This window comes from Gemmatimonadales bacterium (assembly GCA_035502185.1).
Lineage (GTDB): Bacteria > Gemmatimonadota > Gemmatimonadetes > Gemmatimonadales > JACORV01 > Fen-1245.
Genome location: DATJUT010000101.1, coordinates 29041 through 43434, shown reverse-complemented (window position 1 = coordinate 43434; position 14394 = coordinate 29041). Strand labels below are relative to the sequence as shown.

General features: G+C 72.8%; 12 protein-coding genes. 4 read left to right on the top strand and 8 right to left on the bottom strand.

Annotated elements, in window-relative coordinates; translation table 11 throughout:
* Positions 1 to 53: 53 nt before the first annotated feature.
* The 3 genes from VMF70_13245 to VMF70_13235 all read left to right on the top strand — a co-directional run bounded on the left by VMF70_13245 (position 54) and on the right by VMF70_13235 (position 3462).
* Positions 54 to 1136, top strand: a complete 1083-nt coding sequence (locus tag VMF70_13245) for an ATP-binding protein (protein HTT68984.1) — start codon at positions 54 to 56, stop codon at positions 1134 to 1136.
* Positions 1129 to 2577, top strand: coding sequence for a sigma-54 dependent transcriptional regulator (locus VMF70_13240; protein HTT68983.1), 1449 nt, complete (start codon positions 1129 to 1131; stop codon positions 2575 to 2577). Before VMF70_13245 ends, VMF70_13240 begins: the two co-directional genes overlap by 8 nt.
* A 159-nt stretch (positions 2578 to 2736) precedes the next feature.
* Entirely contained in the window at positions 2737 to 3462 is a 726-nt protein-coding gene (locus VMF70_13235) for a universal stress protein (GenBank protein HTT68982.1), read from the top strand.
* 91 nt (positions 3463 to 3553) lie between these two features.
* Here the strand turns inward: VMF70_13235 and VMF70_13230 are convergent, their stop codons facing one another.
* The 7 genes from VMF70_13230 to VMF70_13200 form a co-directional block, all read right to left on the bottom strand.
* Positions 3554 to 4105, bottom strand: coding sequence for an HNH endonuclease (locus tag VMF70_13230; protein HTT68981.1), 552 nt, complete (start codon positions 4103 to 4105; stop codon positions 3554 to 3556).
* Positions 4106 to 4305: 200 nt separating this feature from the next.
* Entirely contained in the window at positions 4306 to 5688 is a 1383-nt protein-coding gene (gene argH / locus VMF70_13225) for an argininosuccinate lyase (GenBank protein ID HTT68980.1), read from the bottom strand.
* Positions 5681 to 6526 carry a sugar nucleotide-binding protein gene (locus VMF70_13220; GenBank protein ID HTT68979.1) on the bottom strand — a complete coding sequence of 282 codons (846 nt, stop codon included), beginning with the start codon at positions 6524 to 6526 and terminating at the stop codon, positions 5681 to 5683. Before VMF70_13220 ends, argH begins: the two co-directional genes overlap by 8 nt.
* Positions 6523 to 7752, bottom strand: a complete 1230-nt coding sequence (locus VMF70_13215; protein ID HTT68978.1) for an argininosuccinate synthase — start codon at positions 7750 to 7752, stop codon at positions 6523 to 6525. The genes VMF70_13220 and VMF70_13215 overlap by 4 nt, the downstream gene beginning before the upstream one ends.
* Positions 7753 to 7826: 74 nt before the next feature.
* Positions 7827 to 8282 (bottom strand): hypothetical protein, encoded by a 456-nt coding sequence (locus VMF70_13210; GenBank protein ID HTT68977.1) that lies wholly within the window; start codon positions 8280 to 8282, stop codon positions 7827 to 7829.
* 13 nt (positions 8283 to 8295) lie between these two features.
* Positions 8296 to 9642: an amidohydrolase family protein gene (locus VMF70_13205; GenBank protein ID HTT68976.1), complete on the bottom strand. Its 1347-nt coding sequence runs from the start codon at positions 9640 to 9642 to the stop codon at positions 8296 to 8298.
* A gap of 10 nt (positions 9643 to 9652) precedes the next feature.
* The gene (locus VMF70_13200; protein HTT68975.1) at positions 9653 to 11836 is read right to left on the bottom strand and encodes a PBP1A family penicillin-binding protein; all 2184 of its coding nucleotides are present in this window, start codon (positions 11834 to 11836) and stop codon (positions 9653 to 9655) included.
* Positions 11837 to 11903: 67 nt separating this feature from the next.
* Between VMF70_13200 and tyrS the strand changes: the two genes are divergently transcribed.
* A complete protein-coding gene (tyrS, locus tag VMF70_13195) occupies positions 11904 to 13121 on the top strand; it encodes a tyrosine--tRNA ligase (GenBank protein HTT68974.1) in 1218 nt (405 codons plus the stop codon).
* A 50-nt stretch (positions 13122 to 13171) separates the two neighbouring features.
* Here the strand turns inward: tyrS and VMF70_13190 are convergent, their stop codons facing one another.
* Positions 13172 to 14356, bottom strand: coding sequence for an aminotransferase class V-fold PLP-dependent enzyme (locus tag VMF70_13190; GenBank protein ID HTT68973.1), 1185 nt, complete (start codon positions 14354 to 14356; stop codon positions 13172 to 13174).
* Positions 14357 to 14394: the final 38 nt, after the last annotated feature.

The following is a 14394-nucleotide window of genomic DNA, read 5'->3' as shown; positions in this document are numbered from 1 at the left end:
CTGAGACACCATTATTGCGAGACTGCCGCAAACTGACCAGCTTTCGGGACAGGATGACTCACACCGCGACCCAGCCGGATCCCGCTCTCATCGCCGCCATCGTGGACATGGCCGCGGATGCCATCGTCTGTGTCAGCCCGGACGACCTCATCCTCTCGGCCAACCGGGGGGCGGAGAGGATGTTCGGCTGGACGGCCCAGGAGCTGGCGGGCCAGCCGTTCGCGGTGCTGCTGCCGGAGGAGGAGCTGGCGCGCGGGGAAATCGACTGGATGCGCCGGACCACGATCGCCCACGGATCGATCCGCGACTACGAGACCCGGCGCAAGACGAAGGACGGCCGCATCATCGAGGTGAGCATCACCCGCACGGCCGTCCACGACGATTCCGGCAACCTGATCGGCTATTCGGCGATTCTGCGCGACATCTCCGATCGCAAGCGCATCGAGCGGCAGCTGCTGACGGCGGAGCGGCTGGCGACGGCGGGCCAGGTCGCCGCGGGCGTCGCGCACGAGATCGGGGCGCCGCTGACGGCCATCTCGGTCGCGGTGGACCACATGCTCCAGTCCCGCTGCAACTTCTGCGGCGGCGGCGAGGAGATGCAGGTGCTGCTGTCGCAGACCGACCGCATCGCCAAGCTGGCGCGCCGGCTGGTGAACCTCGCCAAGCCCGCGGGCCTGGTGTTCATGCCGACGAGCGTCAACGAGGTGGTGGAGCAGGCCACCAGCCTGGTGCAGCCGCAGCTCGGCCGGCACCGCATCCGGCTGGAGCTGGACCTGGCGAAGGACCTCCGCGCGATCCACGCGGACGAGGCCCAGCTCCAGCAGGTGCTGATCAACCTGTTCCTCAACGCGCAGCGGGCCATGGCCGAGTCGGGGGGCACGCTCCGGGTCTCGACCCTCGCGGACGGCGGCGACACCGTCGAGATCCTCGTCGCCGACAACGGCCCCGGCATCGCCGAGGCGGACCTGCCGCACATCTTCACGCCCTTCTTCTCGCGCTCCGGCGGCACGGGCCTCGGCCTCGCGCTGGCGGCGCAGATCGTCAAGGCGCACCGGGGGACGATCGACGTCGCCTCCCAGGTCGGCCAAGGGGCGACCTTCACCATCCGGATTCCCGCAGCGGTGACGCATGACTGAGCCGGAGGTCGTCGAGCAGGCACCGGCGCGGCGGCGCGTCCTCGTGGTCGAGGACGACGCGGTGGTTCTCGGCCTCCTCACCAAGATCATCGGGGAGGCGGGGTACGACGTGGTGGGAGCCCCCACGGGGGAGGCCGCGCTGGCCGAGCTCGACAAGCAGCTGTTCGACGCGGTGTTGCTCGACCTGAACCTCCCCGGCGTGCAGGGGATGGACGTGCTGTCCGTCGGCCCGACCCTCCAGACCGACGTGCCGTTCATCGTGATGACGGCCTTCGGCTCCGTGGACACGGCGGTCGAAGCGATGAAGCGCGGCGCCTTCGACTACGTGAGCAAGCCGTTCCGCACCGAGGAGCTGCTGCTCACGCTCCGGCGGGCGCACGAGGAGACGGAGCTGCGGCGCGAGGTGGCCAGGCTGCGCCGCCACGTGAAGGAGGAGGGCCCCGGCGTCGAGATGGTGGGCCGCAGCTCGGCGATCGAGCGGGTCCGCGACCTGATCGCGCGGGTCGCGCCGAGCCGGGCCACCGTGCTCATCACGGGCGACACGGGCACCGGCAAGGAGCTGGTGGCCCGCTCCATCCACTTCATGAGCGGCCGGGCCGAGCGCCCGTTCGTCGCCGTCAACTGCTCGGCCATCCCCGAGACGCTGCTGGAATCGGAGCTGTTCGGGCACATGAAGGGTGCCTTCACCGGCGCGATCGCGAACAAGCGCGGCCTGATGGAGGAATCGAGCGGCGGCACGCTGTTCCTCGACGAGATCGGCACCGTGTCCGCGAACATCCAGGTCAAGCTGCTCCGGGCGCTGCAGGAGCGGAGCATCATGCGGGTCGGCGGACGGGAGCCGGTGCCGATCGACATCCGGCTCATCGCCGCGACCAACCTCGACCTGGGCGAAGAGGTGCGCGCGACCCGGTTCCGCGAGGACCTGTACTACCGGCTCAGCGTCTTCCCGATCCGGGTGCCGTCCCTGGCCGAGCGGCGCGACGACATCCCGCTGCTGGCGGCGTACTTTCTCCGCCGCGCCGCCACCGAGCACGGCGTCACGCCCCCCACGATCCCGCCCACCACGATGCAGCGGCTGATGGAGTACGAGTGGCCCGGCAACGTGCGGGAGCTCGAGAACTTCATCGAGCGGTCGGTGATCATGCACGCGGGCGCGAAGACCATCCCCTTCGACCCCGCGGAGGGCCTGTACCGCAGGCGCGAGCACGACACCCTGAAGACGGCGCGGACGGAGCGCTGGAATCTCGACCACCTCGAGCGCGAGTACATCCTCGCCGTGCTCGAGGAGGTGAACGGGCACCAGGGGCGCGCCGCCGAGGTCCTGGGCATCGACCGTCGCACCCTGTACCGGAAGCTGAAGCGCTACCGCGGCGAGCCCGAGGAGGGGGAGCCGGACGACTTGGGGGACGAGCCCGAGCCGACGAGGATTGAGACGGGCTAGATACGCCTGCGCCCGTCCGGCGCGGTAAAGTTGTCTCATGGGTTTCCGAGGCCCCGGCGGAGGATCGCCGGGGCCTCGTCGTAACGACCTGTGCGTCAACGAGTTACGAATCCGGCGGCGATTGGCTCCCGTGGTACGCGATGCGCAACGCTGGGAGGCGTGATCGAGTCGCTGCTGATCGCCGTGGACGCCGCGCCCTTCGCGGATCGCGTGGCCGGATGGCTGCCCGACCTGGTGAGCGCCGGCGTGCGCCGGGCCACGCTGTTCCACGCCATCGAAGCGGTCGGCGAGGACTGCGTGAAGGAGCTGGACGCTCTCCGTCCGAGGCTCGACCGCCTCGCGGTTCAGCTGTCGGCGCGCGAGGTGGAAGCGGACATCGCCCTCAAGCGCGGCGACCGGGTGCGCTGGCTCACGTCGCTCGCCGAGCTCCGGACCTGCCAGGTGCTGGTCGTCGGCGTGCGCTGCTCCCTGGCCTCGAACGAGCGCACCATCGGCTCGACCCTGCGGCTGCTGCTCGAGGAGTCGCACGTGCCGCTGCTCGTGCTCCCGGGGCCGTTCGACCCCGCGGCGCGACGCCTGTTCGAGCAGCCGGTTCTGCTCTCGAAGGGCCGCAGCAGCGCCGCGCTCGAGTCACTGGCGCGGGCGCTCATCCCCGTGCCGCTGCGCGTCGCGGCGTTCGGCCCCGACGAGTCCGTTCCGTCGGACGCGTCGCTGCTCGTCGCCGGTCCCGAATTGTCCGGTCACGCGTTCGAGCGCGTGATCGCTGCATGTTCCTGCCCGGTGCTCGCATTCCCGGCCCCGTCCCTGTCGGTCCATCCCGAGAAGGGCCCGAGCACCGTCATCACCCCACCGTCGGAAGCATCGGGCGCCGCACGCAAGGGCTAAGTCAGCAATTGACTGCGGCCAGCCGTGCGGTGCCCGACTTCCGAGTCGGGCACCTTCGTTTTCGGGATCGGTCGGCGGCGAGGCGGCGAGGCTACAGGACGGCCAGCTCCGCGAGGACTTCGGCCCCGTAGAAGAGGCGGATGTACTTGGCCTGCGTCGGCGTGAGGCGGCGCACCGCCCACGCGAGATGCACGAAGTGCGGTTCGACCGGCGGCCGGAGCGGGTGCATGCCCAGCTCCTCGGGCAGGTGGCTGCCCTTGCGGGCGTTGCAGCTCGAGCAGGCCGTCACGACGTTCGCCCAGGCGTTGGTGCCACCGCGGGAGAGGGGCACCAGGTGGTCGCGGGTGAGGCATTCGCGCGGCCGCAGCTGCGCCGTGGTCCGCGCGCAGAACTGGCAGCGATAGCCGTCGCGGGCGAACAGGAAGGTGTTGGTCACCTGCCGGCGGAACCGCCGGGGCACGTGGACGAACTTGACGAGCCGGATCACCGCCGGCCGCGGAATGGCGAGATGCGCCGAGCGCGCCAGGCGGCCGGCGTCGGACTCGACGATCTCAGCCTTGCCGTCGATGACGAGTCTCAACGCCCGCCGCACCGGAACCATGGTGAGCGGCTCGAACGACGCATTCAACGCGAGGCATCGCACCCGGAACACCCTCCGAGGCTCAGCCGCACACCCACGGACACAAGAAAACCCGCCTCGCTCACGGCGAACGGGACGGGATGTCTGTGGGTGCTACGGATGTCTTCGCCACGTCCCAAGGGTGCCCTACCCGGCACCCGTGCTTGATTCTAGCGCGCCGGCGGCCCGGCGGCAAGCGCCCGGGCCGCGCCGGGGCGGCGCCGCTAGGCGGGAAAAGCCTCCCGGGCGGCGGCGAGCTGGGCGGCCACGGCGCTCCGGCCGGTGCCTCCGGGAAGCGCGCGCCGCTCCACCGCCGCTTCCGGCCCGCCCAACGCGGCGAGCGCTGCCGGCAGCGCCGGGCCCAGGCGCGCCGCCTCGGCCGCTCCCACGCGGTCGAGCGGAACGCCGAGCTCCTCGGCCCGGCGCACCAGGGCGCCCACCAGCGCGTGCGCCTCGCGGAACGCCATGCCCGACTGCACCAGGAGGTCGGCCAGGTCCGTCGCGAGCACCGCCGGCTCCAGCGCCGCCGCCATCCGCGCGGCGTCCGGCACCATGGTCTCGACCACCCCGGCCAGCAGCCCGGCCGCCTGCTCCGCCAGGTCAAGGGCGTCGAACAGCCCGGCGTTGTTCTCCTGGAGGTCCTTCTGGTAGCCGGTCGGCATCGCCTTCAGCGTGGCCAGGAGGCCGACCAGCCGGCCCAGGAGCTGGCCGGCGGCCCCCCGCACCAGCTCGAGCGAATCGGGATTCCGCTTCTGCGGCATCAGGCTGCTGCCGGTCGTGAACGCTTCGGCGAGCCGCACGAAGCCGAATTCGGCCGACGAGAACAGCACCAGGTCCTCGGCGAGCCGCGACAGGTGCGTGCCGGACAGCGTCGCCGCGAACACCGTCTCCACCGCGAAGTCCCGGTCTCCGACCGCGTCCATCGAGTTCGCGCTCACCTCGGCGAAGCCCAGGTCCGCCGCGAGCCGGTGCCGGTCCACGGCGAAGCCGGACCCCGCGATGGCGCCGGACCCGAGCGGGAGCACCGCGGTGCGCCGCCCCGCCTCCCGGATGCGGCCGCGGTCGCGCGCCAGCGGCCACACGTGCGACAACGCCCAGTGCGCCAGCCGCACCGGCTGCGCGCGCTGGGTATGCGTGTAGGCCGGCATCAGCACGTCGATGCCGCGCTCCGCCTGCCCGATCAGCGCGCGGCCGAGCCCGGCCAGGGCGGCGTCCAGGCGCGCGAGGGCGCCCACCGTCCACAGCCGGAGGTCCGTGGCCATCTGGTCGTTGCGGGAGCGGCCCGTGTGCAGCTTCCCCGCCAGGGGGCCCACGGCCTCGCCGAGCAGCCGCTCGATCAGCGAGTGGATGTCCTCGTCCGGCGCGGCGTCGGCGGCGCCGCCGGCGAGCGCCGCCTCGACCTTCGCCAGGCCGCCCAGCAGCGTCTCCCGGTCGGCCGCGCCGAGCACGCCGCAGCGCTCGAGCGCGCACACCCACGCCCGGTTGGTGGCCAGGTCCTCGCGCCACAGCCGGCGGTCCACGGGCAGGCTGCGGTTGAGGCGGTCGAGCCGCGGATCCATCGCTCCCGCGAAGCGACCGCCCCACATGACGTGGGACGAATCAGGCACGGGCGGCGACGGGGACGCGGGCCAGCTCGGACAGGGACCGTGGGGCCCAGCCGAGCAGCGTCATCGCGCGGCGGCAGTCGAGCGAGGTGTCCCGCGGTCGCGACGGCGGCCGGTCGGCCTCGCGGATCAGCGCGGGATCGAAGTGAAACAGGTCGCATACGACGCGGCCCAGCTCCAGGCGCGACAGGCGCTCCGGGCCCGCCACGTGATAGACGCCGGCCACCTCCATGGCGGCCAGCTCCCACGCGGCGCGGGCGACGTCGTCCACGTGCGTGGGGCAGCGCCACTCGTCGCGGTACAGGCTCACGGGGCGGCCCCGCATCAGGCTCTCGCACTCGTAGGCGGGGCGCAGCATGATCCCGCTCTCGCCGACGAGCAGCGACGTGCGGATCACCAGCGCGTTCGGATGCTCGGCGCGCACCAGCGCCTCGGCTTCCGCCTTCATCGCGCCGTAGGACTCGATCGGCGTGGCCACGCTCTGCTCGGAGTAGCCGCCGGTCCGGCCGTCGAACACCATGTCGGTCGAGAACAGGACGTACCGCGCGCCGCCGGCGAGCGCGGCCCGGGCGGTGGCGACGGCCGCGTCCACGGTGACGGCGGGGTTGCTCTTGTCGTAGGCGCAGAAGAAGACGGTGGAGGGGCGTTCCTGCTCCACGAGGGCCCGCGCGGCCGAGGGCGCGGCGAGGTCGAGGTGCAGCTCCTTCCAGTTGCCGGGCCGCACCGGCCGGCGTCCACCGGTGCCGGCCAGCTCCACGTCGCGGGGGGCAAGCGCCAGGAGGCGCGAGCCCAGGAAGCCCGACGCGCCGACGACGAGCGCGCGAACGGGCCTCGGGCTCAGTCGGCGGCCTCCGCGTGACGCGCACCCAGCCGCCGCCCGCGCTCGGCCGCGGTCCGGACCGCCAGGCCGTACAGCCGGATGAACCCCTCGGCGTCGCTCTGCCGGTAGACGTCGTCCGCGCCGAAGGTCGCCAGGCCCTCGTGGTAGAGCGACATCGGCGAGGAGCGGCCGACGACCTGCAGGCCGCCCTTGTACAGCTTCATGCGCACGCTCCCCGTGACGTACCGCTGCAGCGAGCCCACCACGGCGTCGAGCGCCTCGCGCTCGGGCGTCCACCAGCGGCCGTCGTACACCAGATCAGCATACCGCCGCCCGAGATCGTCGGCCAGCGCCAGGCTGCGGCGGTCCAGCACCAGCTGCTCCAACTCGCGGTGCGCCTGGAACAGCACCGTCCCACCGGGGGTCTCGTACACCCCGCGCGACTTCATCCCCACCAGCCGGTCCTCCACCACGTCGGCGCGGCCGACGCCGTGCTCGGCGGCGAGCGCGTTCAGCGTCTCGAGCAGCGCGACCGGGGCCATCGGCTCGCCGTCCAGCGACACCGGCTCGCCCGCCTCGAAGCCGACGGTCACCACCGCCGGAATGTCGGGCGCGTCCTGCGGCGAGCGGGTGAGCACGAACATGTCGGCCGGCGGCTCGGTCCACGGATCCTCGAGCGCGCCGCCCTCGTGCGAGATGTGCCACAGGTTGCGGTCCCGGCTGAACGGCTTCTCCGCGCTCGCCGTCGTGGGGACGTGCTTCTCCTTCAGGTAGGCCAGCAGGTCCTCGCGGCCCCGGAACTGCCATTCCCGCCACGGGGCGATGACCGGAAGATCGGGCGCGAACGCGGCGTAGGTCAGCTCGAAGCGCACCTGGTCGTTGCCCTTGCCGGTGCAGCCGTGCGCGAGGGCCGTGCCGCCCAGCCGCCGGGCGGCGGCCACCTGCCGCTCCGCGATCAGCGGCCGCGCCATCGACGTCCCCAGCAGGTAGGTCCGGGCGTAGATCGCCCCGGCCTTGAGGGTGGGCCAGATGAACTCCCGCACGAACCGGTCGCGCACGTCCTCGACCACGCACGACTCGGCGCCGGAGCGGCGCGCCTTCTCCTCGATGCCCTGCAGCTCGCCCGCCCCCTGCCCGACGTCCACCGCCACGCAGACGACGGTGGCGCCGTACCGCTCGCGCAACCAGGGGACGATGGCGGACGTGTCGAGACCGCCGGAGTACGCCAGCACCACGCGCTGTGCCATGACCGCGACCCTCGCTGGGGAAATGGCTGTTTATGCAGAACGACGCATAAACATACAGGCGCGCGGCGGCCGGTTCAATGCCTGGGCGCGGTGTAGGCGGCGAGCCGCCGCGCCAGCTTGCGCCGGGCCGCGGGGCTGCGGGTCACGATCAGGACGGTGTCGTCGCCGGCCAGGGTGCCGAGCACCTCGGGCCAGGCCTCGCGGTCGAGCGCCGCGGCCAGCGCGCCCGCGCCCCCGGTCGGGGTGCGGATCACCAGCAGGGGGCCGACCCCGTCGGCGCGGAGCAGCAGCGTGGGCAGGAAGCCGGCGAGGGTGGGGGCGGGGACGGTCTCGTCGGGCGGCGCGGCGTAGCACGGCGTGCCGGCGGCATCCTGCTGCTTCACCAGCCCCAGCTCGTGGATGTCGCGGGAGAGCGTGGCCTGCGTCACGTCGAACCCGGCATGCGTCAGCAGTGCACGCAGCCGCTCCTGGCTCCGGATGGAGTGCTCGCGCACCAGGCGCAGGATGACCGCGTGCCGCTGGGCTTTCATCCGCTCCTCGCCGTCAGGACCGGGCCAACATACCGCCCGGGACGGGTGGACGCGACACGGCCGCGGCCGCCGCCGCGCGCGCGTAGCCATCGCGCTCCGCCGCGAGCGCCACACCGGGCCAGCGGCCGTGGTCGTAGACCACCCGGCCCGCGACCGCCGCGAAGACCACGTCGGCCGCGGTGGCGCCCCACGCCACCGCCTCCTCGGGGTCGCGGGCCGCCGCGAACGCCGGCGCCGCGAGCCCCACGGCCGCCAGGTCGGCCCAAGCGCCGCGCTCCAGCGTGCCCACGCCCTCCAGCCCCAGCGCGGCCGCGCCGTCGGCCGTCACCAGGCGCAACATCTCCCGCGGCGACAGCTCCGCGCCGAGCGCGGCGAACCGCGCCTCGGCGAACAGGTCGAGCCGTCCTCCGGCCGCCACCGAGTCGGTGCCGAGGCCGACGGCGAGACCCGCCTCGCGCATCGCCGCCAGGTCGGCCCGGCCGTGGCCGAGCACCGCGTTGGACCACGGGCAGTGCACCGCGGTCGCGCCCCAGCGGCGCGCGATCCGGAAGTCGTCCGAGCCCGCCGTGACGCAGTGGATCAACAGCGGCCGGCAGGCCAGCAGGCCGACGCGCTCGAGCCAGCTCACCGTCGAGCAGCCGCGGGCCTGCACCCGGATCCCGCGCGAGCGCAGGTCGTCGGCGAACGGCCCGCGTCCCTCCTCCACCAGCGCCCGTTCCTCGCCCGACTCCGCGACGTGCATCGCGGTCTTGAGGCGCCGGGCGGTCGCCACCGCCACGATCGCAGCGAGCAGCGGCTCGGAGACCGTGTACGGCGCGTGCGGGGCGAGGCCCACGGTCACCCGGTCCGACTCGCACGCCGCCAGGCCGTCCAGCGCGCCTTCCAGGTCCGCCACCACCTCCGTGCACTGCGCGGGGTCCGGCCCGTACACCTCGTGGTAGGCGACGCCGCGGCCGCCCAGCTCGGCGAGGGCGGGCGCGACCTGCCGCCCCGAGCCGGTGTCGCCCGTCGTGGTGATGCCCGCGGCGAAGCCCTCGAGCACGCCCCAGCGCGCCGAGGCGCGGAGACCTTCCTCGTCCACCGCGCGCTTGAGGGCGCGCACGGTCTGCAGCCAGGCGGGAAACGGGAGACCGCGCACCAGGCCCCGCAGCGCGGTGAGCTCGAGGTGGCTGTGGGCGTTCACCAGTCCGGGGAGGAGGGCCGCGTCGCCGAGGGCCAGGTGCGCCGCGCCGTCCGGCCGCGGCACCGCCGCGTCCGGACCCACCGCCGCGATCCGGCCGTCGGCGCCGACCAGGACGGCGCCGTCCGCGACGGGCGGGCCGCTCACCGGCACCACCCAGCGCGCGCTCACGCGCAGCATCGGCGGCACCTCAGCCGCCGGTGTGCGCCGGACGCTTCGGGGGCTTGACGCCGCCATCGGCGGGCGGCGGCGCCGCCGCCGCCGGGGCGGCTCCGGGGCCGGTGTGGAGCGGGCAGAACTCGGTGGGCACGGCGTCGGGCGCGAACACCTCCCAGCGGCGCACGGCCGGCGGGCAATAGGGCGTCGCCAGCTTCCCGGTGGTCACGTCGATCTCGCGCTGCACCATGCCCGTGGGCCGCACCCAGTCCGCCGCGGGAGGCCGGCGCTCGTAGACCTCCTTCATGAAGTTCGCCCACGCGGGCGCGACCAGCAGGCCGCCCTGCGCGTTGCTCTTGATGGTCTGCGGGTTGTCGAACCCCATCCAGAAGCCGGCCACCAGCTCGTGGGTGTAGCCGATGAACCACACGTCGGTGTAGTCGTTGGTCGTGCCGCTCTTGCCGGCGACCGGGAGGTCGATTCCCGACCGCCTCACCGCGCCGGCCCCGGTGCCGTAGCGGAGCACGTCGCGCAGCATGTCGTTGAGGACGTACGCCTCGTCGGTGGACATCACCCGCTCGCGGCGCGGCTGCTGCTGCCACAGCACCTTACCGTCCGCGTCCTCGACCCGGGTCACCGCGAACGGCGCGGCCCGCACGCCGAGGGTGGCCGGCGCCGTGTAGGCCGACACCATCTCGAGCGGGATCACGCTGGCCGAGCCGATGAACATCGACGGCACCGCCGGGACCTGCGTGGTGATGCCGTAGCGGCGCGCCTCGTCCACCACCGCGTCCACCCCGAGCTCCATGCCCAGGCGGATCGCGACCAGGTTGATGGACAGCGCCAGGGCGCGCCGCAGCGTGATGAGGCCCTTGAAGTCCTCTTCCTCGAAATTGTGCGGCTCCCAGATGGTGCCGTCCGACATCGGCAGCGAGATGGCGGAGTCGGGGAGCAGCTCCTCCGGCGAGTGGCCCGAGCGGATCGCCGCCGAGTACACGAACAGCTTGAAGGTCGAGCCGGGCTGCCGCTCCGCCTGGGTGGCGCGGTTGAACTTCGAGTCGTCGAAGTCGCGACCGCCCACCATCGCCCGCACCGCGCCCGACGTGTCCATCGCGACCATCGCGCCCTGCAGGTAGGGCGTCGAGGTCTGCTCCTCAGCGCCGGCGGTGGCGGCGTCGCTCTCGAGGTACTGCGCGTAGGTCTTGTGGGGGAACCGGCCGTAGGCGCCCCCCTCGATCGCCTCGAGCTGTCCCTCGAGCGTCCGCTCGGCGGCCTGCTGCATGTCGAGGTCGAGGGTGGTGTAGATGCGGTAGCCCTTCTCGTACAGGTCGCGCCCGAACTGCGCGTCGAGCTGCTCGCGGATCCACTCGACGAAGTAGGGCGCGACGTCGCCGTAGTCCGCGCGCGCGGACAGGGCGAGGGGGTAGGCCTTGGCCTCCTCCGCCTGCGCGGGGGTGAGGTAGCCCTGCTCCCGCATCAGGTCGAGCACCAGGTTGCGGCGCTGGATCGCGCGTGCGGGGTGGCGGCGCGGGTTGTAGAACCCCGGTCCCTTGGGCAGCGCGGCGAGGATCGCCGCCTCGGACACGTTCAGGTCGCGGGCCGACTTGCCGAAATAGCGCTGGGCCGCCGACTCCACGCCGTAGGCGCCGTACAGGTTGATCTGGTTCAGGTACAGCTCGAGGATGCGGTCCTTGGAGTACGTCCGCTCCAGCTCCAGCGCGACGCGCACCTCCCGGAGCTTGCGCACCAGCGTCTTCTCGCGCGTGAGACGGTCCTGGAAGACGTTGCGCGCCAGCTGCATCGTGATCGTCGAGAAGCCCTGCGAGAACGAGCGCGACAGGATGTCGGCCTTCAGCGCGCCGAGGATCCGCGAGTAGTCGATGCCGTGGTGCTGGTAGAAGTGCTTGTCCTCGACCGCGATGAACGCCTCGCGCAGGTACGGGGGCATCTCCTGCAGGGGGATCACGGTCCGCCGCTCGTAGCCGAGCTCGGTGATCAGCCGGTCGTCCATCGCGTAGACCTTCGACGCCATCTGCGGGCGGTACACGTCCAGGATGGCGATCGAGGGGCACGCCCGGCCCGCGCACACGCGGGTCCAACTTCCGTAGGCGAGCCCGAGCAGGAAGCCGACGACGAGCAGCAGGTAGGTGACCGTCCGGCGCGCCCGGTCCGGTGCGAACCACCGCCGGAGGTGGTTGCCGAAACGTGTATCCAGCATGGGCTGCGGAAGTTACCGGGACGGCGGTGCGCTTGCCAGCGGGCGGGTGCCGCGGCTACGATAGCGCATGCCCGTCTTTCCGCCCGTGAACGAGCAGATGGACGCGATCCGCCGCGGCGCGGTGGAGATCATCCCCGAGGACGACCTCGCGCGCAAGCTGGAGCGCTCCGCGAAGACCGGCGTCCCGCTGAACGTCAAGCAGGGCTTCGACCCGACCCGGCCCCACCTGCATCTCGGTTACGTGGTCTCGCTCCGGAAGCTGCGCACGTTCCAGGAGCTCGGCCACAGCGTCACCTTCCTGGTGGGTGACTTCACCGCGATGGTCGGCGACCCCAGCGGTCGGAGCGAGACCCGCCCGCCGCTCACGGCGGCGGAGGTCGAGGCGAACGCCGCCACCTACCGCGAGCAGGCGCTCAAGATGCTCGATGCGCGCGGCACGACGCTGCGTCGCAACAGCGAATGGCACGGCGCGATGTCGCTCCGGGACGCGCTGACCCGGATGGCCGGCCACTACACCGTCGCGCGGCTGCTCGAGCGCGACGACTTCGCCAAGCGCTACGCGGCCGAGGCTCCGATCACGCTCGCGGAGTTCCTCTATCCGCTGCTGCAGGGCTACGACTCCGTGGCCCTCAAGGCCGACGTCGAGCTCGGCGGCACCGACCAGAAGTTCAACCTGCTGGTCGGCCGCACGCTAATGGAGCGCCTGGGCCTGGAGCCGCAGGTGTGCCTGGTGATGCCGCTGCTGCGCGGCACCGACGGCGAGCGGAAGATGTCCCAGTCGTACGACAACTACGTCGGCATCACCGAGCCGCCGGAGAGCCAGTACGGCAAGACGATGTCCATTCCGGACACGCTGCTCGAGGAGTGGACGACCCTGGTCTCCACCGCGGGCTCGACGGGCGATCTGGCCGCGGCGCTGGCGCGCTGCCGCGCGGAGCCGTATGCCGCCAAGCGGTGGCTCGCGGCCGACGTCGTGACGCAGTTCCACGGCGCCGCAGCGGCCGTGCAGGCGGCGGCGCACTTCGACCGGCTGTTCAAGGCCAAGCAGGCGCCGGCCGAGCGGCCGCACTTCGCACACGGTCCGGCATCGCTGGCCCAGGTGCTCAAGGACATCGGCTTCGCGGCTTCCCTCGGCGAGGCCCGCCGGATGGCGGCCCAGGGCGGCGTACAGCTCGACGGCGCGAAGGTCGAGGACGCGAACCGGGTGCTGGAGGCGGGGTCGTACGTGGTCAAGTACGGCAAGCTGAAGTTCGCGGACGTGGTGATCGGTGACGGTGAGAAGTGATCTCACCGCTCACCTGAACCTCTCACGTCTCACCCCTCACCTCTCACGCTTCATCGCTCCCGCATCATCCCCTCCAGCACCTCCACCACCTTCTCCATCTCCTCGATCGTGTTGTAGCAGTGCGGGGCCAGCCGGATCGCGCCCTCGCGCAGCGACGAGACGACCCCGGCCTGCCGCAGGCGGCGGTGCGCCTCCCGGGCGTCGGGAGGCGCCAGGCACACGATCTGGGAGCGGTGGCGCGGGTCGGTCGGCGAGCTGATCCGGACGCCGCGGCTGGCCGCCCATGCCAGCACCGGCTCCCCCAGCCAGCGGAGATAGACCGCGATCGCCTCCACGCCCAGCTCGAGCAGCAGCCCGATGGAGGCCGTCAGGCCCAGCTGGTCCTGGGTCGCGGGTCCCGCCGCCTCGAACCGCCGCGCGTCGTCCACCAGGCGCTCGTCGTAGCTCAGCAGGTTGGAATAGTCCTCCATGCCCCGATAGGACATCCATCCGGACATCGGCGGCACCAACCGGCCCACCAGGTCGCGGCGCACGTAGCAGAACCCCGAGCCCCAGGGCCCCAGCAGCCACTTCTGCCCACCGCAGGCCATCAGGTCCACCGGTACCGCGCGCACGTCCACCGGCACGGCGCCGAGCGCCTGGATGGCATCCACCACCAGCCAGGCTCCGCCCGCCCGGCAGGCGGCGCCCAGGCGGGCCAGGTCGGCCCGGTACCCGTTGGAGAACTGCACGGCGGAGACCGCGAGCACCTTGACGCGCGGGTCCGCCACGCGCTCGACCAGCCGGTCCTCGTCGGGGAATCCCTCCGGCGTCACGGGCACCCGCTCCACGATCACGCCGTTCCGGCGCCGGGCCAGCCAGGGATACACGTTCGCCGGGAACTCGCGATCGCTCACCAGCACGACGTCGCCGGCGCCGAGCGGAAGCGCGCCGGCCGCGGCCTGGAGGCCCGTGGACGTGTTCGGGACGAGCGCGATCTCCTCGGGCTCGGCGTGCACCAGCTGCGCGGCCGCGCTGCGGGCCGCGGCGGCCACCGCGTTCAGCTCGCGGTCCGGCAGCAGGTGGGGCGCGGTGCGCTTGGCGTTGAACGCCTCGATCGCGAGCCGCGCGCGCTCGGGCAGCGGACCGACCGAGGCGGCCGCCAGGTAGATGGTCTCGGCGGTCCACGGGAACTCGCGGTTCCGGAGCTCGCGCACGAGCTCGCCGAGCCGAGGCGCGGGCGCGATGTCGGTCATCGCGAAAGTGGCGCTGGCATGGGTGCGGCGGCTACGTT

Coding starts and splice junctions, on each gene's coding strand:
- VMF70_13190 (HTT68973.1), bottom strand. CDS start 14,356: ATGACCGACATCGCGCCCGCGCCTCGGCTCGGCGAGCTCGTGCGCGAG.
- tyrS (HTT68974.1), top strand. CDS start 11,904: ATGCCCGTCTTTCCGCCCGTGAACGAGCAGATGGACGCGATCCGCCGC.
- VMF70_13200 (HTT68975.1), bottom strand. CDS start 11,836: ATGCTGGATACACGTTTCGGCAACCACCTCCGGCGGTGGTTCGCACCG.
- VMF70_13240 (HTT68983.1), top strand. CDS start 1,129: ATGACTGAGCCGGAGGTCGTCGAGCAGGCACCGGCGCGGCGGCGCGTC.
- VMF70_13205 (HTT68976.1), bottom strand. CDS start 9,642: ATGCTGCGCGTGAGCGCGCGCTGGGTGGTGCCGGTGAGCGGCCCGCCC.
- VMF70_13210 (HTT68977.1), bottom strand. CDS start 8,282: ATGAAAGCCCAGCGGCACGCGGTCATCCTGCGCCTGGTGCGCGAGCAC.
- VMF70_13215 (HTT68978.1), bottom strand. CDS start 7,752: ATGGCACAGCGCGTGGTGCTGGCGTACTCCGGCGGTCTCGACACGTCC.
- VMF70_13245 (HTT68984.1), top strand. CDS start 54: ATGACTCACACCGCGACCCAGCCGGATCCCGCTCTCATCGCCGCCATC.